This is a genomic window from Micromonospora sp. WMMD710, assembly GCF_029626045.1.
GTDB lineage: Bacteria > Actinomycetota > Actinomycetes > Mycobacteriales > Micromonosporaceae > Micromonospora.
The window spans coordinates 5,126,758-5,148,320 of record NZ_JARUBD010000001.1 but is presented as its reverse complement, the minus strand read 5'-3'; the positions used below and the strand labels follow the sequence as shown (position 1 = coordinate 5,148,320).

Annotated in this window: 21 protein-coding genes and 2 pseudogenes; 11 read left to right on the top strand and 12 right to left on the bottom strand. The window is 68.2% G+C overall.

Features of this window, described 5'->3' with window-relative positions; genetic code table 11:
* Positions 1–134: 134 nt before the first annotated feature.
* Entirely contained in the window at positions 135–2,534 is a 2,400-nt protein-coding gene (locus O7620_RS23800) for a glycosyl hydrolase family 65 protein (protein ID WP_278125270.1), read from the top strand.
* 14 nt (positions 2,535–2,548) lie between these two features.
* On the opposite strand, the gene O7620_RS23795 is transcribed toward O7620_RS23800, so the two are convergent.
* Positions 2,549–3,013 carry a hypothetical protein gene (locus O7620_RS23795; protein ID WP_151491648.1) on the bottom strand — a complete coding sequence of 155 codons (465 nt, stop codon included), beginning with the start codon at positions 3,011–3,013 and terminating at the stop codon, positions 2,549–2,551.
* Between the two features lie 145 nt (positions 3,014–3,158).
* Between O7620_RS23795 and O7620_RS23790 the strand changes: the two genes are divergently transcribed.
* The 3 genes from O7620_RS23790 (at position 3,159) to O7620_RS23780 (ending at position 5,338) form a co-directional block, all read left to right on the top strand.
* Entirely contained in the window at positions 3,159–3,947 is a 789-nt protein-coding gene (locus tag O7620_RS23790) for an SAM-dependent methyltransferase (protein ID WP_278125268.1), read from the top strand.
* Between the two features lie 75 nt (positions 3,948–4,022).
* Entirely contained in the window at positions 4,023–4,427 is a 405-nt protein-coding gene (locus tag O7620_RS23785; protein ID WP_278125266.1) for a low temperature requirement protein A, read from the top strand.
* A gap of 14 nt (positions 4,428–4,441) precedes the next feature.
* Complete coding sequence (locus O7620_RS23780) at positions 4,442–5,338, top strand: helix-turn-helix domain-containing GNAT family N-acetyltransferase (protein ID WP_278125264.1); 897 nt, start codon at positions 4,442–4,444, stop codon at positions 5,336–5,338.
* A 183-nt stretch (positions 5,339–5,521) separates the two neighbouring features.
* On the opposite strand, the gene O7620_RS23775 is transcribed toward O7620_RS23780, so the two are convergent.
* Positions 5,522–5,941 carry a hypothetical protein gene (locus tag O7620_RS23775; RefSeq protein WP_278127246.1) on the bottom strand — a complete coding sequence of 140 codons (420 nt, stop codon included), beginning with the start codon at positions 5,939–5,941 and terminating at the stop codon, positions 5,522–5,524.
* 3 nt (positions 5,942–5,944) lie between these two features.
* A pseudogene (locus O7620_RS23770) lies at positions 5,945–6,203 on the bottom strand (arginine--tRNA ligase); the annotation flags it as partial.
* Between the two features lie 630 nt (positions 6,204–6,833).
* On the opposite strand from O7620_RS23770, the gene O7620_RS23765 reads away from it, so the two are divergent.
* Positions 6,834–7,727 carry a CDP-diacylglycerol diphosphatase gene (locus tag O7620_RS23765; RefSeq protein WP_278125263.1) on the top strand — a complete coding sequence of 298 codons (894 nt, stop codon included), beginning with the start codon at positions 6,834–6,836 and terminating at the stop codon, positions 7,725–7,727.
* Between the two features lie 14 nt (positions 7,728–7,741).
* Here the strand turns inward: O7620_RS23765 and O7620_RS23760 are convergent, their stop codons facing one another.
* The 5 genes from O7620_RS23760 to O7620_RS23740 form a co-directional block, all read right to left on the bottom strand.
* The gene (locus tag O7620_RS23760; RefSeq protein WP_278125261.1) at positions 7,742–9,649 is read right to left on the bottom strand and encodes an ABC transporter permease subunit; all 1,908 of its coding nucleotides are present in this window, start codon (positions 9,647–9,649) and stop codon (positions 7,742–7,744) included.
* Between the two features lie 125 nt (positions 9,650–9,774).
* Entirely contained in the window at positions 9,775–11,205 is a 1,431-nt protein-coding gene (locus O7620_RS23755; RefSeq protein WP_278125259.1) for an extracellular solute-binding protein, read from the bottom strand.
* Positions 11,206–11,627: 422 nt separating this feature from the next.
* Entirely contained in the window at positions 11,628–12,398 is a 771-nt protein-coding gene (locus O7620_RS23750; protein ID WP_151491655.1) for an IclR family transcriptional regulator, read from the bottom strand.
* 156 nt (positions 12,399–12,554) lie between these two features.
* On the bottom strand, positions 12,555–12,854 hold the full coding sequence (locus O7620_RS23745; RefSeq protein WP_278125257.1) for a hypothetical protein: 300 nt from the start codon (positions 12,852–12,854) through the stop codon (positions 12,555–12,557).
* 280 nt (positions 12,855–13,134) lie between these two features.
* Complete coding sequence (locus tag O7620_RS23740; RefSeq protein WP_278125255.1) at positions 13,135–13,536, bottom strand: VOC family protein; 402 nt, start codon at positions 13,534–13,536, stop codon at positions 13,135–13,137.
* 432 nt (positions 13,537–13,968) lie between these two features.
* Between O7620_RS23740 and O7620_RS23735 the strand changes: the two are divergent.
* Positions 13,969–14,227: pseudogene (locus tag O7620_RS23735) on the top strand (hypothetical protein).
* Positions 14,228–14,709: 482 nt separating this feature from the next.
* Here the strand turns inward: O7620_RS23735 and O7620_RS23730 are convergent.
* Positions 14,710–15,321 (bottom strand): hypothetical protein, encoded by a 612-nt coding sequence (locus tag O7620_RS23730; protein ID WP_278125251.1) that lies wholly within the window; start codon positions 15,319–15,321, stop codon positions 14,710–14,712.
* Between the two features lie 221 nt (positions 15,322–15,542).
* Here O7620_RS23730 and O7620_RS23725 point away from each other — a divergent pair, with 221 nt between their 5' ends.
* From O7620_RS23725 to O7620_RS23705, 5 genes are all read left to right on the top strand, one after another.
* Positions 15,543–16,859: an ISL3 family transposase gene (locus tag O7620_RS23725; RefSeq protein ID WP_278121478.1), complete on the top strand. Its 1,317-nt coding sequence runs from the start codon at positions 15,543–15,545 to the stop codon at positions 16,857–16,859.
* Between the two features lie 815 nt (positions 16,860–17,674).
* Positions 17,675–18,223: a site-specific integrase gene (locus O7620_RS23720; protein WP_278125249.1), complete on the top strand. Its 549-nt coding sequence runs from the start codon at positions 17,675–17,677 to the stop codon at positions 18,221–18,223.
* A 550-nt stretch (positions 18,224–18,773) separates the two neighbouring features.
* Positions 18,774–19,145 (top strand): type II toxin-antitoxin system RelE/ParE family toxin, encoded by a 372-nt coding sequence (locus O7620_RS23715; RefSeq protein WP_278125247.1) that lies wholly within the window; start codon positions 18,774–18,776, stop codon positions 19,143–19,145.
* Between the two features lie 32 nt (positions 19,146–19,177).
* Positions 19,178–19,450: a helix-turn-helix domain-containing protein gene (locus O7620_RS23710; protein WP_278125246.1), complete on the top strand. Its 273-nt coding sequence runs from the start codon at positions 19,178–19,180 to the stop codon at positions 19,448–19,450.
* A 193-nt stretch (positions 19,451–19,643) separates the two neighbouring features.
* The gene (locus O7620_RS23705) at positions 19,644–20,093 is read left to right on the top strand and encodes a hypothetical protein (RefSeq protein ID WP_278125245.1); all 450 of its coding nucleotides are present in this window, start codon (positions 19,644–19,646) and stop codon (positions 20,091–20,093) included.
* A 130-nt stretch (positions 20,094–20,223) separates the two neighbouring features.
* Here the strand turns inward: O7620_RS23705 and O7620_RS23700 are convergent, their stop codons facing one another.
* Genes O7620_RS23700 through O7620_RS23690 form a run of 3 tightly spaced genes read right to left on the bottom strand, consistent with a single transcriptional unit; the run spans position 20,224 to position 21,522 of the window.
* Complete coding sequence (locus O7620_RS23700) at positions 20,224–20,592, bottom strand: hypothetical protein (RefSeq protein WP_278125242.1); 369 nt, start codon at positions 20,590–20,592, stop codon at positions 20,224–20,226.
* Positions 20,589–21,077, bottom strand: coding sequence for a hypothetical protein (locus O7620_RS23695; protein ID WP_278125240.1), 489 nt, complete (start codon positions 21,075–21,077; stop codon positions 20,589–20,591). Before O7620_RS23695 ends, O7620_RS23700 begins: the two co-directional genes overlap by 4 nt.
* Positions 21,070–21,522, bottom strand: coding sequence for a hypothetical protein (locus tag O7620_RS23690; protein WP_278125239.1), 453 nt, complete (start codon positions 21,520–21,522; stop codon positions 21,070–21,072). The genes O7620_RS23695 and O7620_RS23690 overlap by 8 nt, the downstream gene beginning before the upstream one ends.
* Positions 21,523–21,563: the final 41 nt, after the last annotated feature.

Below are 21,563 nucleotides of genomic sequence, written 5' to 3'. Positions count from 1 at the left end.
GGGACATCGTACAAACGCGGCAGAGGGCACCGCTGCGTGGAGGAAGGTCAGGCCGGTCGCGCGACCTTCGTCCAGCAACCGCACAGCCTGCTCTGCTTGGCTGGTCGGGGACGTCGGCATCCACAGGAGGCTTCGTGCACACCAGTTCGGCCACCGATCAACCGTCGTCCGCTGCCGGGGCGGTGGGTGACGAGGTCTGGCGGATCCGGCGTACGGCGGCGGACCGGGACCGGCTCGGCGAGACCGAGTCGATCTTCGCGTTGGGCAACGGGTGGGTGGGCTGGCGTGGCGTCCTCGACGAGGGCGTGCCGTGCGGGATGCCGGGCAGCTACGTCAACGGCTTCCACGAGCGGCGGGAGCTGAGCTACCCCGAGGAGGGGTACGCGTTTCCGCAGGCCAGCGACACTGTCGTGAGCGCGCCGAACGCCGCGCTGATCCGGCTCTGGGTGAACGACGAGCCGCTGGACCTCCGCACCGGGACGCTGCGCAGCCACGAACGGGTGCTCGACCTGCGCGCGGGTGTGCTGCGCCGGGACACCGAGTGGATCTCGCCGGCCGGGCGGGGGGTACGCATCCGTAGCACCCGGCTGGTGTCGCTGCCCCGGCGGCCGGTGGCCGCCGTCCGGTACGAGGTCGAGCCGCTGGACGGTTCCGTCGAGCTGCGGGTCTGCTCGGATCTGCTGGCCAACGAGAGGGTGCCGGAACGCTCGGACGCCCCCCGGGCGGCCTCGGTGCTCACCGACCCGCTGACCGGTGAGGCGTACCGCGCGGACGGCCTCGACGGGGTGCTAATGCACCGCACCGAGCGCAGCGGCCAGCGGGTCGCGGTGGCGGTCAGCCACCTGGTGGACGCCCCGGACACGGTGACGGTCACCGGTGACGCGACCCCGGACCGGGTACGGCTGACCGTGGCGGGCCGGCTGCACCCGGGGGAGCGGCTGCGGTTGACGAAGTTCGCCGCGTACGAGTGCGGAACGGTCGACGGTATGCCCGTCGACGAACTGGCGGGCCTGGTGGCCGCCGAGGCGGATGCGGCCCGCGCGGACGGCTTCGACGCGCTGCTCACCGACCAGCGTGCCGCCCTCGACGCGGCCTGGCAGGTCGCCGACGTGCAGCTCGACGGTGACCCGGACCTTCAGCAGGCCCTCCGGTTCGCGATGTTCCACCTGATCCAGGCGGGTCGTCCGGACGGGGACCGGACCATCTCGGCCAAGGGGCTGACCGGCAACGGCTACGACGGGCACGTGCTCTGGGACACCGAGAGCTACGTCCTGCCGGTGCTGACCTATCTGGCTCCGGCGGTGGCCCGCTCGGCGCTGAGGTGGCGGCACGCGCACCTGCCGGAGGCCCGGGAGCGGGCCGCTGAGCTGCGGCTGACCGGCGCGACGTTCCCGTGGCGGACCATCGGCGGCCGGGAGTGCTCCGGCTACTGGCCGGCGGGCACCGCCGCGCTGCACGTCAACGCCGACATCGCCGACGCGGTACTGCGTTACGTGGCGGCGACCGATGACCAGCGCTTCCTCGCCGAGGCGGGGCTGGAACTGCTCGTGGAGACGGCCCGGCTGTGGCACGGTTTCGGCCACTGGTCCGACTCGACGACCTTCCACCTGCACGGGGTGACCGGCCCGGACGAGTACGCCGCGCTGGTCGACGACAACGTCTTCACCAACCTGATGGCCAGGCGCAATCTGCGGGGCGCGGCGGACGCCGCCGAGCGCCTGCCCGAGCTGGCCGGTCGGCTCGGTGTGGACCGGGTCGAGGTGACCGGCTGGCGGGCCGCCGCCGACGCGATGGCCATCCCGTACGACCGCGAGCGCGGGGTGCACCAGCAGGCCGCCGGGTTCACCGCGCAGCCGGAGTGGGACTTCGCGAGCACCGACGAGGACGACTACCCCCTGCTGCTGCACTATCCGTACCTGGAGCTGTACCGCAAACAGGTGGTCAAACAGGCCGACCTGGTGCTGGCCATGCAGCTCTGCCCCGGCGAGTTCACCGCCGCCGAGAAGGCCCGCAACCTGGCCTACTACGAGGCCCGCACGGTCCGCGACTCGTCTCTGTCGGCCGCACCGCAGGCCGTGCTCGCCGCCGAGGTCGGGCATCTGGATCTGGCGTACGACCTGTTCGCCGAGTCGGTGCTGCAGGACCTGGCGGACCTGGGCGACAAGACCGCCGACGGGCTGCACCTGGCGTCGCTGGCCGGTGCGTGGCTGGCGCTGGTGCAGGGCTTCGGTGGGCTGCGCGACGACCGCGGGGTGCTCTCCTTCGACCCCCGGCTACCGCGGCGGATCGACCGGCTGGCATTCAGCCTGCGCTGGCGCGGGCACCGGCTGCGGGTCACCTTGACTCCCGCCGAGGCCCGCTACGAGCTGCCCGACGCCGCCGCGGACGTCGAGGTCGAGCTGTGGCACCACGGCGAGTCGCTGCGGGTCACCGGTGCCGCGCCGGTCACCCGGCCGATGCCGCCGGTGCCCGACCCCGGGCCGGAACCACCCTCCCCGCCGGGTCGCCGCCCCACCCGCCGCTCGACCGACTGATCCGCCGGGTTTGCTCAGGTCGGCCCGGGGCCGCCCGCCATCCGTTCGCGGACGGCCTCCAGTGCCTCGAAGGCGTACGCCCAGTTGTGGCACTTGAAGCTGCGTAGGCCGTCGATCGCGGTGTGGCAGTCGGAGCACCGTACGCCGGCGATGGCATCGGGGACCTCGGTGTTGACGTACTTGCGGTCGCCCAGGATGACGGTCGCGATCATGGCCTTGTCGTGCAGGCCGGAGAGCGCCGACGAGACGATGTCGTACCAGGTGAGCCGCCGGCCGCACTTCGGGCAGTCCGGTTCGTCACCGCTGACCCAGAGCGGAGCGCCGATGCTGCGTGGCGGCATGCCGAGCAGCTTCTCCAACCGCCGGACGTCCGACTCGCCGGTGGTCCACCGGTGCCGGCCGGGCAGCGAGCTGGGCGAGTCGTACACGGCGCGGAACAGGTCGTTGTCGACCTGCACGGTTTCCCGCTGAGTGGTCATCGGCGTCCCTCCTCGTTGAGTGGGTGCCCCCACCGTGGTCTGCGATGACCATGGGTGCAGCCGGATCAACGACACGAGGGGTCGGCGGGTCGTCGCCGCAGGTGCTAGACATCGAGATCCGACCACGCCGTCGAAGGGACCTCTCGTGACCGACCAGCCGGCAGCCGACGCCACCGCCCGACCCAACGTCGCCCGGATGTACGACTACTTCCTGGGTGGCAGCCACAATTTCGCCGCCGACCGGGCCGCCGCCGAACGGGTGCTGGAGATCTTTCCGGAGACCGGGGTCGCCGCCCAGACCAACCGGCACTTCCTGCGCCGAGCGGTCCGGTACGCCGCCGCGCAGGGCGTACGCCAGTTTCTGGACATCGGTGCCGGGCTGCCCACCCAGGGCACGGTGCACGAGGTGGTGCGGACGGTGGCGCCGGACGCGCGGGTGGTCTACGTCGACTACGACGAGGTGGCCGTCGCGTACGCCCGGCAGTTGTTGACGGACGTGCCCGGCACGGCCGTCGTCCAGGGTGACCTGCGCCGGCCCGACGACCTGCTGGCACACCCGGACGTGCGGGGCACGCTCGACCTGGACCAGCCGGTGGCGGTGCTGCTCCTCGCGGTGCTGCACTTCGTGTCGAACGACGACGACCCGTGGGCGGCGGTCGCCCGACTGCGCGACGCGAGCGTGCCGGGCAGCCATCTGGTGCTGTCGCACCTGACGTTGGACGGCATCGCACCGGAGTTGGCCGAGCGCGGGAAGGCCATCTACCGCAACAGCAGCGCGCCGCTGGTGCCGCGCGCGCACGCCGAGACGTTGAGCTTCTTCGCCGGGTACGACCTGGTGGAGCCCGGCCTGGTGGAGACCACCCGGTGGCGGCCGGACGGCGAGTCGGAGGCCGTGGATTCGCACGGCTACGCGGGGGTCGGCGTCCGCCGCTGACCCGCTTTCGCCGCCGGCGGCCGGCTCCGGGTGGTACGACGGACGCAGCGCGTGCCACCGGAGGAGGAAGCGCCGATGGCGAGCAGGCCCGAGCGGGTGCTACGGGGGAGTGACGCACCGCTCAGCGCCTCCTTCCTGGAGCTGTTCTTCGACCTGGCGTTCGTCCTCGCCCTCAGCCAGCTGGCCCAGCACCTGCTGCACGACCTCACCCTGGGCGGGACGCTGCGGACCGCCCTGCTGCTGGCCGGTGTCTGGTGGATCTGGGTGACCACCACCTGGACCGCCGACTGGTACGACCCGGAGACCCCGGTCATCCGAGCGGTGCTGGTCGCCGCCACGCTGGGCAGTGTGCTGGCCGGGGTGGCGATCCCGCAGGCGCTGCACGGACGGGCCGGGCTGTTCGCGGGCGCGTACGTCGCGGTCCACCTGGTCCGGCGCCGGGCGCTGCGGATCCTCCTACCGCCGAGGCCGATCACCTGACTAAAGTCAGGTATATGGACTCCACGCTCATCGCCGCCGTGCGGCGGTTCAACCGGACGGTCACCCAACGGGTGGGTGCGCTCGACGACGAGTACATGGCCCAGGGTCGCCCCCTCGGGCAGGCCCGCCTGCTCTGGGAGATCGGTCCCGCCGGCGCCGAGGTCGCGGCACTACGGGCCCGGCTCGGCCTCGACTCGGGATACCTCAGCCGGCTCCTGCGCACTCTGGAGTCCGAAGGGTTGATCACCGTCGGGCAGGCCGACCAGGCCGGCGGCGACGGCCGGATACGCACCGTGCAGCTCACCGACGCCGGCCGGACCGAATGGACCCAACTCGACGAGCGGTCCGACGAACTCGCCGCCTCGATCCTCGAACCGCTCACCGAAAACCGCCGCGAACGACTCGTCACCGCCATGGCCGAGGTCGAACGACTGCTCATCGGGTCGATGGTCGTCATCGAGCCGTGCCCACCCGGCGACCCGCGGGTCCGCGCATGCCTGCGGGCGTACGTCCGGGACATCGCACGCCGATTCGACGACGGGTTCGACCCGGCACTGAGCAAGCAGCTCCCCGACGAGGCACTCATCCCACCCGCCGGGGTCGTCCTCCTCGCGACCCTCAACACCGAACCGATCGGCTGCGGCGCCGTCAAACTCCACCGCGACGCACCCGCCGAGATCAAACGCGTCTGGGTGGCGGACACCGTACGCGGGCTCGGCGTCGGGCGGCGGCTGCTGAGCGAGCTGGAACGGTACGCGGCGGAGCGCGGCGCGACCGCCGTCCGGCTGGACACCAACCGCAACCTCACCGAGGCCATCGCCCTGTACCGCGCGACGGGTTACCGGGAGATCGAGGCGTACAACACCGAGTACTACGCCCACCACTGGTTCGAGAAGCAGCTGGGACGGTGATGGCCAGGGTCATTGCGTTGCGGGGTAACTGCTGGTCACGGCCGCGATGAGGTCGTGTGGGCGCCCGACTTGATCTCACCCGCTCTACCCGCCGCCACAGGGCCAATCCCCGCGTAGATTCCCAGCTCAGGACAGCCACCGACCGAGGACGCAATCACCCTGCGGTGATGGCCCCGACCGTCTCTACAAGATCCGGGGCGGTCGATTGTCTGCGTGAGCGGCCGCCGGATTCTGTCTGGCACCGGAGAGAACCCCGACACCAACCGTTACGGTCGCGAGCCCAACCGACTTGATGATGTCATTCTGACTATTAGCCCCCACGTTCATAATGGCAACGCCACCTCCTACCAGGCCAGCCCCTGTTAGGAGTTTTGCGGCCTTTACGACGGATTCTGAGGCAGGCATTCGATATCCCTCCGGCAGTATCAACAACAGCGTGCACACGAGAGCTACCACGAAAAGCCGTTCGCACTTCGGCGCGGCGACGCGTAGACACTTTACTGAGGTAACGCTCGGAGAAGCAGTCAGGTTCAGACTCATTCTCGCGAGGTGGTGGCCGACGCCCGGCTCGCGCACGCCCTGGGCGACCTGCTCGGCGGTCATCGGCACACCCAGCCGCGGGTCGACGGCCAGCGCGGGCCACCAGCGCGGCCAGGACCTCGTCGGCGACGGTCAGGTTGAGAGAGCCCGGCCCGAAAACTGCCACGACGCCGCACGCGTCGGCAAGCTCGGCGTACCCCAGCACCTCGGCGGCGATGGCGCGCGGCGGCCGGCCGAGCCGCCGGGCCAAGGCCCGCGCCGTGTCGGACTGGAAATCCGCGCGCTGAGAGCGCCGCACCACCGGGTCCACCGGTACGCCGGCCACCGTCGCGTACGCCGGCGCCGGTCGGTCGGCAGTTTCTCCAGATCCACGGGTACGCCGATCTCGCTCGGATCCGCCGCTCGCGGATCACCGGAATGGGATGCGGGCGGACCGGGGACGATCGGCGACGACCGGAGGATCGAGCCGCCGGTCGCAGGTGAGGAGTGCTCAGCGCGGGCGGTCGCCAGGACCGCCGCGTCGCAGCGCGCCGAACAGGACGTCGGGGGACGCCGACAGGAACGCGTGCGAGCTGGACATGGCGGCAGCCTAACCAGCCAACCCCCGGGGCCGCGCAACGCCATTGCTCACCCGCACGTCGCGTTGTCGACCTGTGAGTGGCTGGCAGACGGCTGACCGTCGACGACGACTCGGCCCGTGTTCTGTTTCTCGTTGCCGCCCTACGGTCGAGCGCCGCGCGGGTGCGTCTGATATTCCAGCCCGGGCTCGGCCACGACTGCGCCAGGGCCACGATCAGGGGACTCGCTGCCGGTGACCCGGCGGGGTGAGTTTGATTCGTCCTACCGTCGACACGTTCCAGCCCGGGAGTCCGAATCCCTGCCCGGGAGTTCGCGCCGTGCGGGCTGGAAAGCGTTGCTGGGCAACGACCCCGGATCGTCGTGGCGGAGGGTGACAGTGAGCGGTGACAAGCGGACCGATGTGATTCATAGGCGCCAGTTCGTCAAGCTGTCGGGGGTCGCCGGCGCCGGCGGACTGCTGGCGCTGGCCGGCGCGGACGGCGGTATGGCCGACGGTGGTCAGACCCCTCAGCCCTCCCCACCTGACCTGGGTGGGGCCAACTGCCCGCAACAGTCGGCCCTGTGCGGCTTCACCAACCAGACCGGCGGCAGGTACGACCTCTGGGACAGGGTGCAGGTCTGCCTGGGTACGAGGACCACACCGCCGACCAACTGTCTGACCACGACGTCCGACTACGTGGTGCTCAACGGCAGACCACCGAACACGCACAACTTCCTGCTGGTACCGACCTGCCGGATCAGCGGCATCGAATGCCCGTTCATCGCGACCAACGCCGCGCCGAACTACTGGCTGGACGCATGGATCAACGCCCAGCCCGGTCAACCCTCACACGTCGTGTACCCGAACATTGGCCTCGGGATCAATTCGGCCACCACCCGTGACCAGGACCAGCTGCACATCCATCTGGCCGGCATCCACAGTGGTATCCAGACCCAGCTCAACGCCTATGACAACTCGATCACCAACAACCCGGCGAACTGGCGAAGCCAGATCGTCCCGATCTGGGGCCTGACGAGTACCGGGATGCCGGCCCCCCGCTCGTACCGGGTGCTCCACGTCTCGAACCTGAACACCAACCTGTTCACGCTGCTGCGCGACAGCGTGGTGCTACCGACCGGGGCGAACATGGCCGACCAGGCGATGGCAGTCACCCCTCGCCTGGTCGGCAACGGCGGGTTCTATGTCCTGAACAGCGAACCCGCCCTCCAGACCCCACCCGGCCAGCCGGGCGGCACCGGAACCGTGGACTTCCTGCTCGCCTACAACTGACTCTCGGCAGCCGGTTAACCCTTGACCGCGCCTGCGGTGAGCCCTTCGGTGAGGAAACGCTGCCCGAGGGCGTACATGATGACCACGGGGATGCTGACGAGCAGTGACGCCGCGGCGAGCTGGCCTTGCGGTACGACGTCCCCGGCGATCATCGACTGCATCCCCACCGGGAGCGTCTTGTACTCGTCCTTCGTGATGAACACGAAGGCGAAGAGGAACTCGTTCCAGGCATTGGTCAGGGTGAAGAGCGCGACCGCCAGCAGCCCCGGCTTGGCCAGCGGCAGCACCACCCGGCCGAACGCCTGGAGGCGGGTGCAGCCGTCGACGAGGGCGGCCTCCTCCAGCTCGACGGGGATCGACGAGAAGTAGCCCACCAGCAGCCAGGTGGCGAACGGCAGCGTGAAGGTCGGGTACGTCACCACCAGCGACCACAACGAGTCGGTGAGCCGCGCGCCGATGAGCATCTGGTACAGCGGGATGAACAGCAGTGCGCCCGGCATCACGTAGGTGAGCAGCACCGTGACGGTGAAGCCCTGCGCCCCCCGGAATCGCAGCCGGGCCAACGCGTAGCCGGCCAGGGCGGCGCAGACCAGTGCCACCGCGGTGGACGCCGCGGACACCAGCAGGGTGTTGAGATACCAGCGGCCGAACGGTTGGTTGGCGAACAGGGCGCTGAACTGCTCCAGGGTCCACGGCGTCGGCCACAGGTCGTCGGTTCGCATGACGACCTGACCCTCCGACTTGAACGCCGTGACGCCGATCCAGTACAGCGGGCCCAGCACGAAGAAGAGCAGCCCGGCCAGCGCGACCCACGACCCCAGGCCCGACACCACGGACGACGACCGGCGACCGCCGCGGGACGACAGCGCGGAGACCACCCGGCCGACCGTCGTCGCGATCAGCAGGATCACCCCGAGGACGACCGCCGCCTTCCAGAAGATCTGCGGCGACGCCCAGGCCAGCAGGCCGGTGACCACTGCGGTGACGATCCACGGCAGCGCCTTGCGCGCCGTACCGGCCCACCGCCGCGCTCCGGTCCAGCGTGCCGCCCGCCGTCGCCGGGGCAGTTTGCTGGCGCCGTCCTGGCGCAACAACCGGACCAGGACGAACACCAGCCCGCCGATGACCGGCAGCATGACGAGCGTGACCGCCGCGCCGGCACCGTACTGCAACTGCAGGATCGCCTTCGAGTACGCGACGAGCACGTAGGGCGCGGTCACGTCTCCCGGGCCGCCCTGCGTCAACAGCCAGACCAGGTCGAAGTTGTTGAACGTCCAGATCGACGACAGGGTCACCGTCACGGTGATCACGTGACGTAGTCCGGGCAGCGTCACGTTGGCGAACCGCTGCCAGGACGAGGCACCCTCGATGGTCGCCGCCTCGTAGAGGTCCGCCGGGATGGCCTTCAACCCCGCGAGGAAACACACGGTGAAGAACGGCACCCCCTTCCAGACGTTCACGAGGATCACCGACGGCATGGCCAGCGACGGGTCGGACAGCCAGCCGGCGGGCCAGCTGTCCACCAGGTGCGCGCTGGCCAGCAGCGGCCCGATCCCGGTGGCGGTGAGCAGGGTGTTGACGCTGCCGAAGATCGGGTCGAGCAACGCGCGCCAGCTGAACGCCGTCACCACCGTCGGCACCACCCACGGCACCAGGAGCAGCCCGGCCAGCACCGCCCGCCCGCGGCGCCGGTGATGCAGCAGCAGGGCCGCGGACAACCCCAGAACAACCTTGAAAACCTCGGCGTACGCGGTGAAGACGAACGAGTTCACCACGCCGGTGTGGAACTGGTCGTCGCCGACGAGGGCGAGGTAGTTGTCCAGCCCGACGAAGACGGTGTCCTGCCCGTGTCGTTCCGTGGTGCTGGTGACGATCGACCGGGCGATCGGCACGAGCACGAGACCGCCGACCAGGACGGCCATCGGCGTCAGGAACAGCGCCGCCAGCCGCCAGTCCCGACCCAGCCGTCGCTGGGTCGCGGTAAGGGAGCCAGGCCCCGACGGCAGGGATTTCCTCGCCGTCGGGACCCGCGCGGGACGGACCGACCTCACTGCCGCAGCCCCTGCTGGTTGAAGATCTGCACCATCTTCGTGTGGGCGGCCTTCACGGCCTGCGCCGGCGCCGTGCCCTGGACGACCTGCTGCATCATGTCGGTCAGGACGTAGGCCGAACCCACCGCCTGCTGGCCCGCGCTGGCCTTCTGCGGGAAGGTCAGGCCGTTCTTCGTGTTCAACGGCAGCGACAGTTCGGTGATCTTACGGAGCATGGGGAACGCCGGGTCGCCGCTGGTGAAGAACGGGTCGGCGTCCCAGACCTTCTGCCACGCGGGCATCACCAGGCCGGGAGCCTCCTTCGCCACCCCGAGCAGCGCGGGCGCGCTGACCAGGTACTGCGCCAGGAGCTTGGCGAGCGCCGGGTTCTTGGCGCCCTTGAAGACGACGAAACCCTGCGACTGGCCGAGCAGCAGCGGATTGTTGGTCGCCGGCCCGATGCAGTCGGAGAAGACGTGGGTGTTCGCGTGCACCGGGTTTTTCTTGGTCCTGGAGTCCGCGTAGACGCTGAACTGGTTGCGGGTGTAGCCGAGGATTCCGGCGAGCCAGTTCTCGTTGTTGCTGGTGTCGGTCCAGCTGGCGATCCCCGGCGGCAGCATCGGCTTGTACTTGGAGTTGGTGTAGATGTCGCCCAGGAAGGTCACCGCCTGCACGGTCTCCGGGGAGTCGAACGTGACCTTCCGGCCGTCGTTGGAGGCGATCGACCCGCCGTACGCGTTGATCAGCGCCTCGATCATGCCGTTGCCGTCACCGGACCGGTTGACCGTCATGCCCCAGCCGAACCGGCGCTTGCCCGGATCGGAGATCTCCAGACAGAGGTCCCGCAGCTCTTCCCAGCTGTAGATGTCCTTGGGCGCGATGCCCTTGTCCTGCATCCAGTCCTTGCGCAGGAACGACCCGATCCCGATGAAGTGGTACGGGATCGCGAACCACCTGCCGTCGAAGACGCAGAAGTTCTTGGCCTCGGCGCAGGGTTCGCCGTACTTGGCGGTCAGCGCCTGGACGACGTCCGTCACGTCCTCCAGGTCGCCCAGCGCCTGGAACTGCGCGACGAACCGTGAGTCGGTCATGAACGCCAGGTCACGCGCCACTCCGCCCTTGACCTCGGCGTCGATCTTGGCGACCACGTCACCGGCGTCGGCCTGGACCAGGCTGTTCTCGATCTTCGTTCCGGTGGTGTCGGCGAACTTCTTGATCGAGCTGTCGAGAGCCTCGTTCGCCGCCGTCGAGTACAACTTCTGCGACAGCATCCCCATCGAGGAGCCTTTCATCGCCGCTGCCGCGTCGATCAGCTCCTGCGGAACCTCCGCCTGCACCCGGGTGGGCGATTCGGAGGTGCCCCCACACGCGGCCAGACCGGCCGCGCCGAGCACTCCCACCCCCATTCCCAGAAAGCCGCGCCGAGACCACGCCGGTTCGCCCTTCATGGACATTCGCCTCCCTCATCTCCCCGCGCGCGGCCGCACGCCGAAGGCGTACCGGCAATCACCGCGATGCTTGTCGTCCAGTTGTGTCGCTGTGGCGGCGACCACGGACCGTCGCCCGTAGAGGTCAGTTCGTTCGTGGGTTGCCACGGTGGTGAGCGGGCCCGCCCGTCACACACGCTTCGTCTGAACCGCCCGAGAGATTCCGGGTACCGCTCGCCGGGTGGCGCGACGAGGTCGAGGCGATCGGCGACCGGGCCGGGGCAGTGGCGCTGGCGTTCCAGTTCGGGCGGATCACGGGACCACCACCGTTCGAGATTTCGAACTGAGTTCGAGATACCGTATCGAGTGGTCGCGACGCTAGAGCAACGCCATGAGCGATGTCAATGTTTCGACGCTGTTTCGAACCGAAAACGGGAGGTCGGCTATCGAGCCTGAGCCCGGTAACCCATGCGCGCGGACAGCTCGGCGGCGCCCTCGCGAACCAGCCCGGTCCACTCCACCTGCGACTGGGGCGTCCAGCGGATGATCGGCGCGGACAGGCTCATCCCAGCGATGATGGCGCCGGAATGGTCCCGGATCGCCGCAGCGACGCAGCGCATGGCGCTGTCAGACTCGCCGATGTCGACCGCGACGCCCTCCGCCCGGACACGGTCGAGTTGGTCGCGCAGACGGTCCGGGTCAGTGATGCTGTCCGGCGTCATGCCCGGCAGGGGGTCCTTCAGCAGAACGGCGTCCAGATCCGCCGCACCGAGGCCCGACAGCAGTATCTTGCCGACCGCCGTGCAGTGCGCCGGCAGCCGCAGTCCGACCCCGGAGACCATCCGCACGGGGTGCGTGCTGTCGAACTTGACGAGGTAGATGACATCGGCGCCGTCGAGCACGGCCACGTGCACCGCCTCGTCGCACGCGGCGGCCATGTCCCGCGCGACGCTCTGCGCCTCGCGTACCAGGTCAAGCCGGCCGGCGAACGCCGCACCGAGCTGGAACAACGGCATGCCGAGCCGGTACTGCACCGGCTGACCCGGCACCGAGATCAGGTACGAGCGAGCCTCAAGCGTGACGAGCAGTTCGTGGACGGTGGTGCGGGGCAGGTCGAGCCGCTCCATCACCTGGCGGGCCGACAGTTGCGGGCAGTCCAGGAACAGTTCGAGCACGTCGAGTGCGCGGATGACCGCCGGTACCACACGGGGCATGTCGATAGTCCCTTCGCAGTGCCGGACCCGTGGCAACGATCTCCACCTGGGCCAGCACCTGAAGAGGATAGCCACGTCAGCCGTCAGCGCCAGGTTCCACAGGCCCGCCGCTCTGCCAGCAGGCGGGGGCCCGTCGTGCAGCTACTCGCTCTCAGCTCAGGGCAGGTCGCTGTTGCCGCCAAGGTTGGAGATCATCCGGCGCAGCACGTTGAGGGCGTTCACGTACTCGTCTGTCGTGATGCCATCGTGCGTCTGCTCGTGCGCCCGGGCACTCCGTTCCTTGGCGCGGAGGCGCCCCGCCTCGCCGGCATCGGTGAGGGACAGGGTGCCGGCCTGCTCGGTCATCCACCCGCGCGTCACCAGCTCGTCGATGACCTCTTCGAGATCGATGCCGAGGTCGTCGAAGGGGGCCAGGCGTTCGATGAGTTGGGTGCGACTCCACCTGCCGGGGGGCACCCGCCACGTGGTTCAGCGTCCACCAGTGCGGCTGGGTGAGTTGTTCCACGGCCAGCTCGGCCCGGATGCGCCCGACCACCGCACGGTAGGCCGCCCCACTCCAGTAGCCGATCGGCTGCGCGGCCAACTCCTCCCGGGTGTACTCCATCGGGATCACGGCGTAGCCCCCTGTCGACGACGAATGAACGCGATCACCGTAGAAGTTCAAGCCTCCTTGAGGTCAAGGGTGCGGTACGCGTGAGATGCGGTTCCTCCGCGGAGGTGAGTTACTGGCGGAGGACTAACGCCGGCGCTTCTGAACGAACTTGACCAGGTGGCCGTCGGGATCGCACACCCACGCGAAGTGCAGCCGCCCATCAGGCGAGTCCATCGGGGCCACGACGCTCGTCGCGCCTGCCGCCATGGCTCGGTCGTAGAACGCGTCGGTGTCTTCGCACCACAGCACCAGCTCGGTCGACGGGCTGCTGTCAGGGTCCACACCAAGACCCACGAGCGCGTTGGCGACCTGCGCCGAGGTCAGGCCAATCCGGAAACCGGCAGCCTCGACCTCGACATGTTCGATCGGACCCGTGGTCGGTGCCCGGAACGCCTCAACCAGCCCAAGGCGGGTGTAGAAGGTGAGGCACGCGTCCACGTCGGCGCAGAACAGGTTGATCTGAACCTGGGTAGCGCTGGTCGTCATGGCAAAACCCTATCCGGGGCTGCCGATGGGGTCCGCGCTCAGCGCAGGAAGATCGCTGCTCGGCATCGGTATCATGGCGAGCACCGAGGCGAGTTCACCCGGAATCGTCATGCCCATGCTCAACCCAACTTCGAGGCCAGTGCACCGAACTGGCCGGTGAGGTCCTCCTCGACGGCCATCAGGTCCTCAGCCAGTGTCACCAGGTCCTCGCCGCTGCTCTGGTACTCGTCGGCCATCGCGGCATAGCACGGCACCAGGTGGCCGGCGACGACCGGAACGAGAGGCCGACCAGGGTGCCGAGCAAGTCGCTACCCCACGGCTCACCAAAGCTCTTCAACCGGGCGTCGAGCGTCTCGAGTGCGGTCGCCAGCCGGTCACCCACGTCGGCGAGCCCACTGCCCGAGGCCCGGACGTGATCCGGAAGGGGCCGGCATGCCTACCGATCAGGAGGGCCGCGCGTGGGCCAGGCCGCAGCCCCGCTCGCCCCAACCCGGCGAGGAACTATGGATCGACCGTGCAGTTCCTGCGGCAGCGGTTCCGGTTTCGGGTGATCTCGGTGTGCCCGAAGCCGACTTGTCGGGGCTGGGCCTGGGTGACGGGCTACCAGCTCGATGAGCGGGGCAACGCGGTCAGCAAGCGGGAGATCTTCGTTCAGCTCGCCGGCCTGCATCCCGTGCGGCGATCGACGTAGTACGTCGCACTGCCTTAGCCATAGCGTCGCCGTCGTCCCACACACCGTGGAGCGGGTCCGGCCTCCTGGACCAAGGTGGAGCACTCCACGACTGAACGACCTTGGACCAGGAGGGCGGATCTGCTCTGATCAGCCTGGGACGACGATGACGGGACGGCTCTTCCCTCAACCACCCTCCCACCGCGCCGCCTGGTCACCCCTGGCCATCGCGGAGCCCGAGGCCACCGCAGGAGGCACGCCCTGACGTAGAAGGGCCGGACTTCCTGGTCAGGGGCCGGCCCTTCAGTCTGCGTCGGGTCAATACACGGATAACTTCACGCTCACCGGCAGGCATCGGCGCGAACGTGACCACCGCACCACGGGTACGGATCGACGCTCCGAACCCGCCACCCTCCACCGCTGCGGCGTGCCTGGAACTGCCACGGACGCGGGGTGCCGGCAGCACTTTGGCGGACCAGCCCCGCAGCCGACCCGGCCGATCGTTACCGCCTTTTTGCGATTGTTGATGGCTGGGTATTCCCAGCCGCAGGGCGCTGTCCGGGTGCATTGGTCCTAACGTTAGCCAATGCGACAACCCGCGAAGTGCTGCTGAGCAGCGCCGATGAAGCCACAGTGGCGACGGGTGCCCGGCTTGCCCTCGAATTCTCGCGATTCTGCACATTCCGTTTAATCAATTCGGCAATATCATGGGCTTTCTCGCCGATTTCCTGAGAAGCCGACCAATAATCTTCCCCTCCTGTCAGCACGCGTGCGGACATCAGCCGGGATTGGGCGACATAATGTTTGTTAGCCAAATTGCTGCGGTATCTATCAAACTTATCGAATTTGTGGAAACTCGTCAGAGCTTCGTGATAGGCGGTCTGCTCCACGCCTAATTCGGCAAAGGCCTTCGCGATCTCCATGGCCAGGCTCGTAGGTGTGCGCCGCCGGCTACCGGACCGCTCGAATTCTGCTTCGGATATGTTTACCACCTCCTCCGCGATGCGCAGCGTATCGAGGGATTGGTTCCTGACATTCTGTGCGATGAAATCTTTTGGTCCGGTAAACCCGCGCATTGCAGCACGAATTTGACTGACAAAATCTGACTCGTCCATTGTTCCCTCCAAGACCTGTCACCGCAGGCATCTCTTGGGTCGCTACGGGCGCCCACCGCGGTCAACGTGAACGACGGGTCGACGGTTCACGCAGGGCATTCGGGCTCTTCGAAGTTGAGCGGGGTTGGCGGGTGACGGCGACCCGGATATAGAGGGCTCGCAGCTCATCGGTGATCATCTGAGTGTCGAGTTCGGATGGTCACAAGTGAAGAGCTGCGAGCATGGTCAACGATACGACCCGGCTGCTGGGGCTGGACGGCCTGGTGGTGGAGCGGGTCGAGCTGGACGCCACCGGTGTCCCGGTGGTGGACTTGTCCACCGGTTGTGAGCAGGCGCGATGCTGCCCGAAGTGCGGGCAGCCGGCGGCCCGGGTCAAGCAGTGGACAACGACCCGGCCGCGAGACTTGCCGGTCGCAGGGCGGCCGGTGCGGCTGCGCTGGCGTAAACGGCGCTGGTACTGCCCGACCCCGGCCTGTCCGCGTCAGTCGTTCACCGAGCAGGTCGCCCAGGTGCCGGCCCGTGCCCGGCTGACCCTGCGATTACGGCAGGCGGCCGGGGCTGCGGTCGCCGACGCTGGCCGCACGATCGTGCAGTCGGCCCGCGATCACGGCGTCTCCTGGCCGGTCGTCGCGGCCGCGTTCACCACCCACGCCACTGCGGTGTTGCCGGACGAGCCGGAGCCGGTCGCGGTGCTCGGCATCGACGAGGTCCGGCGAGGAAAGCCGCACTGGATCTGGAACGCCCAAGCCGAATCCTGGACGGTCACGGCGGATCGCTGGCACGTCGGCTTCGTGGATCTGTCCGGCGGACAGGGGCTGCTCGCCCAGGTCGAAGGACGCACCACCGCCGCGGTCACCGGCTGGCTCGCCGCCCGCCGACCGGCCTGGCGCGAGCAGATCCAAGCGGTGGCGATCGACATGTGCACCGTGTTCAAGGCCGCGATCCGGCAGGTGCTGCCGCACGCGCTGCTGGTCGTCGACCATTTCCACGTCGTGCAGTTGGCCAACCGGGCCGTCACCGAGGTCCGCCGCCGGGTCACCCTCACCCAGCGCGGACGCCGCGGCCGCGGCACCGACCCGGAATGGCGGATGCGTAACCGGCTGACCCGCTCAGCTACGCGGATGCCCGCCAAGCACGTCGACCGCCTGGTCGACACCCTCGATGCCCTCCCGAGCACGATCGGCGCCCCGATCCTCACCGCGTGGAACGCCAAGGAAGACCTGCTCGACCTGCTCGCGACCGCCCGCACCCAACCCGACCGGGAACACGTCCACCGACTGCTGCACCGCTTCTACACCCGCTGCGCCGCCACCGACCTTCCCGAACTGCACCGACTCGCCACCACGATCGAGACCTGGTGGCCGCAGATCCACGCATTCCTGCACACCGGAATCACCAACGCCGGATCGGAAGGCACCAACCGCGTGATCAAGACCGTCGCCCGCGACGCCTACGGCTTCCGCAACCCCGAAAACCAGCGCCTACGCACCCGCACCGCGACCACCCGACGCCACCGCGGACACCTCAACCCCGCTTAACTTCGAAGAGCCGGCATTCGTCAGGTCGAGCTTTGACCGTTTAGCGCACTTTGCGATAGCACGGCAGCCGCCATTTGCTAGCCCGATCGCCAGTTAGATCACCCAGCGTCACGACCGTCGGCGTCGTGGTTCCTCCCCCAAGATCATCCGTAGCACGGTCGCCCAGCCACCGAATGACGACCACGACGGCGCGGCGGCATCCCTACCAGGGTGAGCGGTCACCGCGAGTCGGTAAGCGGGTGACCACGCCTCTCGGTCTTCAATGCTGAGCCACAGACGCAGCCGGAACGGCGCCAGCAACCCGGAGCCCGACGCACCCGTCGGTTCCGCTGCCGCGCGGGCGTCCGGTCCACAGCCCGCGTGCTCCTGTGGCAGCCATCGCCGGCGGCCTGCCTTGCGCGTAGCCATGTTGACGGCTCTCCACCACCGCGCCGTGTGCGCCGGGGCGTGACCGGCCGGCCAGGCCGCACGCGCGCCCCGGCGCGACACGGCGGCGGGCCGAAGGCCCGCCCTTGATGACGGCACGCCGAAGTCGTCAGTCAGTCTGTACTTCGGGCTGTTCAAGACCGTCATGAACGCCGCCGTTATCGACAAGGTGATTCCCGACAACCCCTGCGACGGGGTAAAGCTTGCGCAGATCCTGCGTGGCTTGTCGCGGGCACCGAAGTGGGTTCCCACCGGCGACCAGGTGCTCAAGCTCGCTGAGGTGGTGCCGCGCCGATTCCGGGCCGCTGTGTGGTTGGGGGCAGGGGAGGGGCTTCGCCTCGGTGAGGTGTTGGGCGTGGAGGCCGGGTCGCGTTGCGCCGACTACGACCGTGGAGAGCTGCACGTCGTTCAGCAGTTGCGGCCATTCGCCGGAGCACTTCGGCGGCTTCTACCTCTCGACGCCCAAGAGCGGTTCCACTGGCACTGTGGACCTGGACGCGGGGGTCGCCGAGGAACTGACCGCACACCTCGGCGAAGTCGGCCCGGTCGAGTTTGACCTTCCCGACATCACCACCGGGGAGCGGCTGACTCGTCCGGTGGCCGTCCTGTTCACCTCGGCCCGAGGGAAGCTACTGACCGACACCTACTGGTCGGAGTTGTGGGCGGACTGGCGCGAGGCGACCGGATGGCCGAAGGAAGGGACCTTCCATTCCCTGCGCCACTTCTTCGCTACCACGCTGATGAGCAACGGCGTCGAGCCCCAGGAGGTGCAGAAGGCGCTACGGCACGCCAACCTGCGGATCACGCTGGAGACCTATGTTCACTGGCTGCCAAAGAAGGACCGTCCGCGCGGCCTGGTGGGCAACCTCCTGCGGCAGGCAGGCAGGCAGGCAGACGGACGACGGCTGGAACCCTCTACTGGCCAAGATCGAATCTAGGTTGTGCCCTGGTTGTACCCGATGATCTTTGCCTGACGTTCTTGCAGCTCAGGATGGGTAAAGAGTGGGCCGCCAGGGACTCGAACCCTGAACCTATGGATTAAAAGTGACCAGAACGAGACAAATCTACTTCGGGGCATCGGAGTTATCCGCCGCCCGGATCCCGGCCGTGTTGTCCGGCTGCGTCAGGGCTGGTCCGCGCCACGTTCTATGGGGAGCGACGCCACGATGAGTGACCGGCGGAGGCATGAATCCGGCCATCGCGATGTGAGTCCGTCCGGCACCGGAGCATCCGAGCACCCGTGGAGCACCCCCGGTCCCGGGTGCTGCCCGCTTGCCGGCCACTTCTCCTGCCTCCGGGCGGTGGAGGGCTATGGTGACCGCCCAGCAAGGAGGTCCGAGCCGGTCGCGCCCATCCATGCGCTCGGGGCTGAACTCGGCACCGATGACGGCGGCTGCGGGAGGTCTCGTCCCTGACGTCGACTTCTACCCTCTGCCGCGCTCTACACTTCTGATAACGCAGGCATTATTTCTGGGCTATAGTGGGTGTGTGAGCGAGTGGGAGGTCGGCCTTACCGAGGACGTCGAGGACTGGCTGCTTGACCTGGCGAAGTCTGACCCCGACTCCGCTGACCAGGTCGCTGCGGCCATTGATCTGCTCGCCGCCGAGGGTCCGGCGCTCGGTCGACCGTTGGTCGATCGAGTCAAGGGCTCGAACTACAAGAACATGAAGGAGTTGCGGCCAGGCTCGGCAGGGGGAACCGAGATCCGTATCCTGTTCGCCTTCGATCCTCAGCGGGAAGCCATCCTGCTGGTGGAGGGTGACAAGAGCGGCAACTGGAAGGGCTGGTACGAAACCAGCATTCTCGAAGCCGACAGGAAGTTCGCCGATCATCTGCGAGAGCTGAAGGGACAGCACTGATGGCGCGAAGCTGGCGGGATGTCCGCTCCCGCATGAACCTCGACGAGGCCAAGGTTGAGCAGCACAAGGAGCGCATGCTTGGCGAGGTACGCGCGACGCGGCTGCGTGAGATGCGCGAGAAGCGCGGCCTGACTCAGCAGCAGGTTGCCGACCGCATGAACGTTTCACAGCCGCGCGTCGTCGCCATCGAGAGCGGCGAACTGCCGAAGACTGAGGTCGGCACGGTTGCCCGGTACATCGCTGCCCTTGGCGGCAAGGCCGAGTTTGTTGCCGAGTTCGATGGCGAACGGGTGACCCTGAGTTGATGTCTGGGGCATGAGGGCACCTCTGGCGTTGGGCTCATGTATATCGTTCACATCGCGAAGCCTCGGCTGATGCCGAGGCTTCGCCGTTTGAACGGGAACCTGACTGCGGCATCGGTCTCGCCCACCGCCGATGAATCGCCGTTCACGGCGATGCAGTGCGAGTGGCGCTGTCGGCCCCGGGCTGGTCGGCATCATGAATGAGTTCGCCTTCCTCGCCAACACCTGGCGCAACGCCGCCAAGCCGAACCTTCTCAATCTCGCCGTGCGGCTGGCTGCGACACCGGGCAGCACGATTTCTGCAAAGGTTGGCAACCCATGTGGGTTGCGGAGCAAACTCCTCCGGTGGAGCCTGGTCCAGCAGCCGACCGCCGCGACGACGCGTGGGAGCTTCGTTCGGTGTACTGCCCTTCCGCCTGCCAGACGGCCCCGCTACGTTCAAAGTATGGATGCTCCCGATGGCAGTGACATCCCGACCACGCTGACCTGTCGCAATCCGGCCTGCGGCGAAACGTACGACTTTCACGAGGTGGAAACCCGCGCCAGCGTGGACAACACGAAGTGGGAGTGGCGCTGTCCCGGGTGCGGGCGAGCGAACGCAGCCCAGGGATTCATCGTGAAGCACGGCGGCGACATTTCTCTGTAGGCGACCGTTCACCTGGCGACTCGCGGTGACTGCCTGTAGCCCTTCCGGCGCCATGTCAGCCCTGACCTATCTGAGTTACCGCCGCGCAGAGGTGGTGTGTGGTGGGCGGCTGCGAACTTCGATTGGATGTCTATCCCCGCGTGGCACCGGGTGGAAGAGCGAGGAACTGCTCGATGTCGGCGATGGCGTCCTCCACCGTGCCGCCGACCTCCGGGTCGCGCAGCCGGGCGCGCAGGGCGGGCAGGACTTTTTCGGTGTCGAGTTGGTGGTGGATGCGGGCAAGGTGGCCAAGGCAGATCGCTGCTGTGGCCCGGACGTCCTCCTCCGGATGATCCAGCACGCGTAGGTAGAAGTCCTGGCACCAGCGCCAGTCCGCATCGTGCAAGGCGAGCCCGACCATCGAGTCGGTGAGGGTGTCGATATCGCCCGCCGCGAGTGCGGCTGTGGCCGTGTCGTGGGTCGCCGGAGCCGGTTCGTAGTAGCTGCGCTGTGTGCTCATTCCCCGTCCTTCGGCGGCGCGGTCGGCCTGCCCTTCTTGTCTACCAGTCCGGCACGCTTGAGGGCGTTGCGCATGTCGTCGTTCGGGCCGTCTTTGCTGTGGTCCTCCCAGTTGCGGACATGGCCGTGGTAGATCTCGACGACGTCGTCGCCAGGGTTCGACGGCTCGATTCGTCGGTGCCGGTCGAGAACGACAATCTCACCCGTCTGGTGATCGACGCCGATACGGCGACGCTCGTTGGTTTCCTTGATCTGCACCGACCGGTCCAGTGCGCTCTGACCGTTGGTGGGGGCACGGCTCGCGCTGCCCATGGCCAGGTTGCGGTCGGTCTCCCGGTGCTTGGGCCGCTGCTCGTCGCCGACGTGGTACTCCCGGCGTACCCGGGGGGTCCTGGCGAGTTGCGCGACCGGCTTGACCAGCGCCGATTCCACCGCGGGTGGAACGGCCGCGTCGCGGAGATGTCGGTTGCGGTTTCGCTTACCCACCGAGGATCGCCCTCATGGCCATGTCGATAAGCTGGTCGAGGATCAGGCTGGTGATCATCTTGAAGATCGGGATCTCCAGCAGGGATGCACCGAAGGTGGGCACCGCCGTGGCCACCGCTTGGGCGATCTGAACGGCCAGAATGACCAGTTGAACGATGATCGCCACCTTCAGCGCCAGCACAACCGCGGCGACCACCACGTAACCGGCGCCCAGCACGGTAGTGGCGGTGGTGTTTCCGGCCAACACGCCGCCCGGCCCATCGGCACCAGACCAGTACGCGTCGAAGGCCGCGATCACGTCGCCCTGGTTGCCTCCGGTCACCTCCGCGGCCAGCGCGTCAGCCTCTCGGCCTACCTCCTCGACCGTGCTGGCGAAGTCCATCCAGATTTGCCCGAGCTCGAAGAGCTTCTCCTCGTCGCCCTCCGGCCAGTCGTACCCGATCATGGCGAGCACCGAGGCGAGTTCACCCGGAATTGTCATGCCCA

Coding starts and splice junctions, on each gene's coding strand:
- O7620_RS23775 (WP_278127246.1), bottom strand. CDS start 5,941: ATGACCGCCGAGCAGGTCGCCCAGGGCGTGCGCGAGCCGGGCGTCGGC.
- O7620_RS23785 (WP_278125266.1), top strand. CDS start 4,023: ATGGCGAGCAGGCCCGAGCGGGTGCTACGGGGGAGTGACGCACCGCTC.
- O7620_RS23690 (WP_278125239.1), bottom strand. CDS start 21,522: ATGATCGGGTACGACTGGCCGGAGGGCGACGAGGAGAAGCTCTTCGAG.
- O7620_RS23725 (WP_278121478.1), top strand. CDS start 15,543: ATGGTCAACGATACGACCCGGCTGCTGGGGCTGGACGGCCTGGTGGTG.
- O7620_RS23730 (WP_278125251.1), bottom strand. CDS start 15,321: ATGGACGAGTCAGATTTTGTCAGTCAAATTCGTGCTGCAATGCGCGGG.
- O7620_RS23700 (WP_278125242.1), bottom strand. CDS start 20,592: ATGAGCACACAGCGCAGCTACTACGAACCGGCTCCGGCGACCCACGAC.
- O7620_RS23705 (WP_278125245.1), top strand. CDS start 19,644: ATGAATGAGTTCGCCTTCCTCGCCAACACCTGGCGCAACGCCGCCAAG.
- O7620_RS23760 (WP_278125261.1), bottom strand. CDS start 9,649: ATGGCCGTCCTGGTCGGCGGTCTCGTGCTCGTGCCGATCGCCCGGTCG.
- O7620_RS23710 (WP_278125246.1), top strand. CDS start 19,178: ATGAACCTCGACGAGGCCAAGGTTGAGCAGCACAAGGAGCGCATGCTT.
- O7620_RS23780 (WP_278125264.1), top strand. CDS start 4,442: ATGGACTCCACGCTCATCGCCGCCGTGCGGCGGTTCAACCGGACGGTC.
- O7620_RS23740 (WP_278125255.1), bottom strand. CDS start 13,536: ATGACGACCAGCGCTACCCAGGTTCAGATCAACCTGTTCTGCGCCGAC.
- O7620_RS23795 (WP_151491648.1), bottom strand. CDS start 3,013: ATGACCACTCAGCGGGAAACCGTGCAGGTCGACAACGACCTGTTCCGC.
- O7620_RS23755 (WP_278125259.1), bottom strand. CDS start 11,205: ATGAAGGGCGAACCGGCGTGGTCTCGGCGCGGCTTTCTGGGAATGGGG.
- O7620_RS23750 (WP_151491655.1), bottom strand. CDS start 12,398: ATGCCCCGTGTGGTACCGGCGGTCATCCGCGCACTCGACGTGCTCGAA.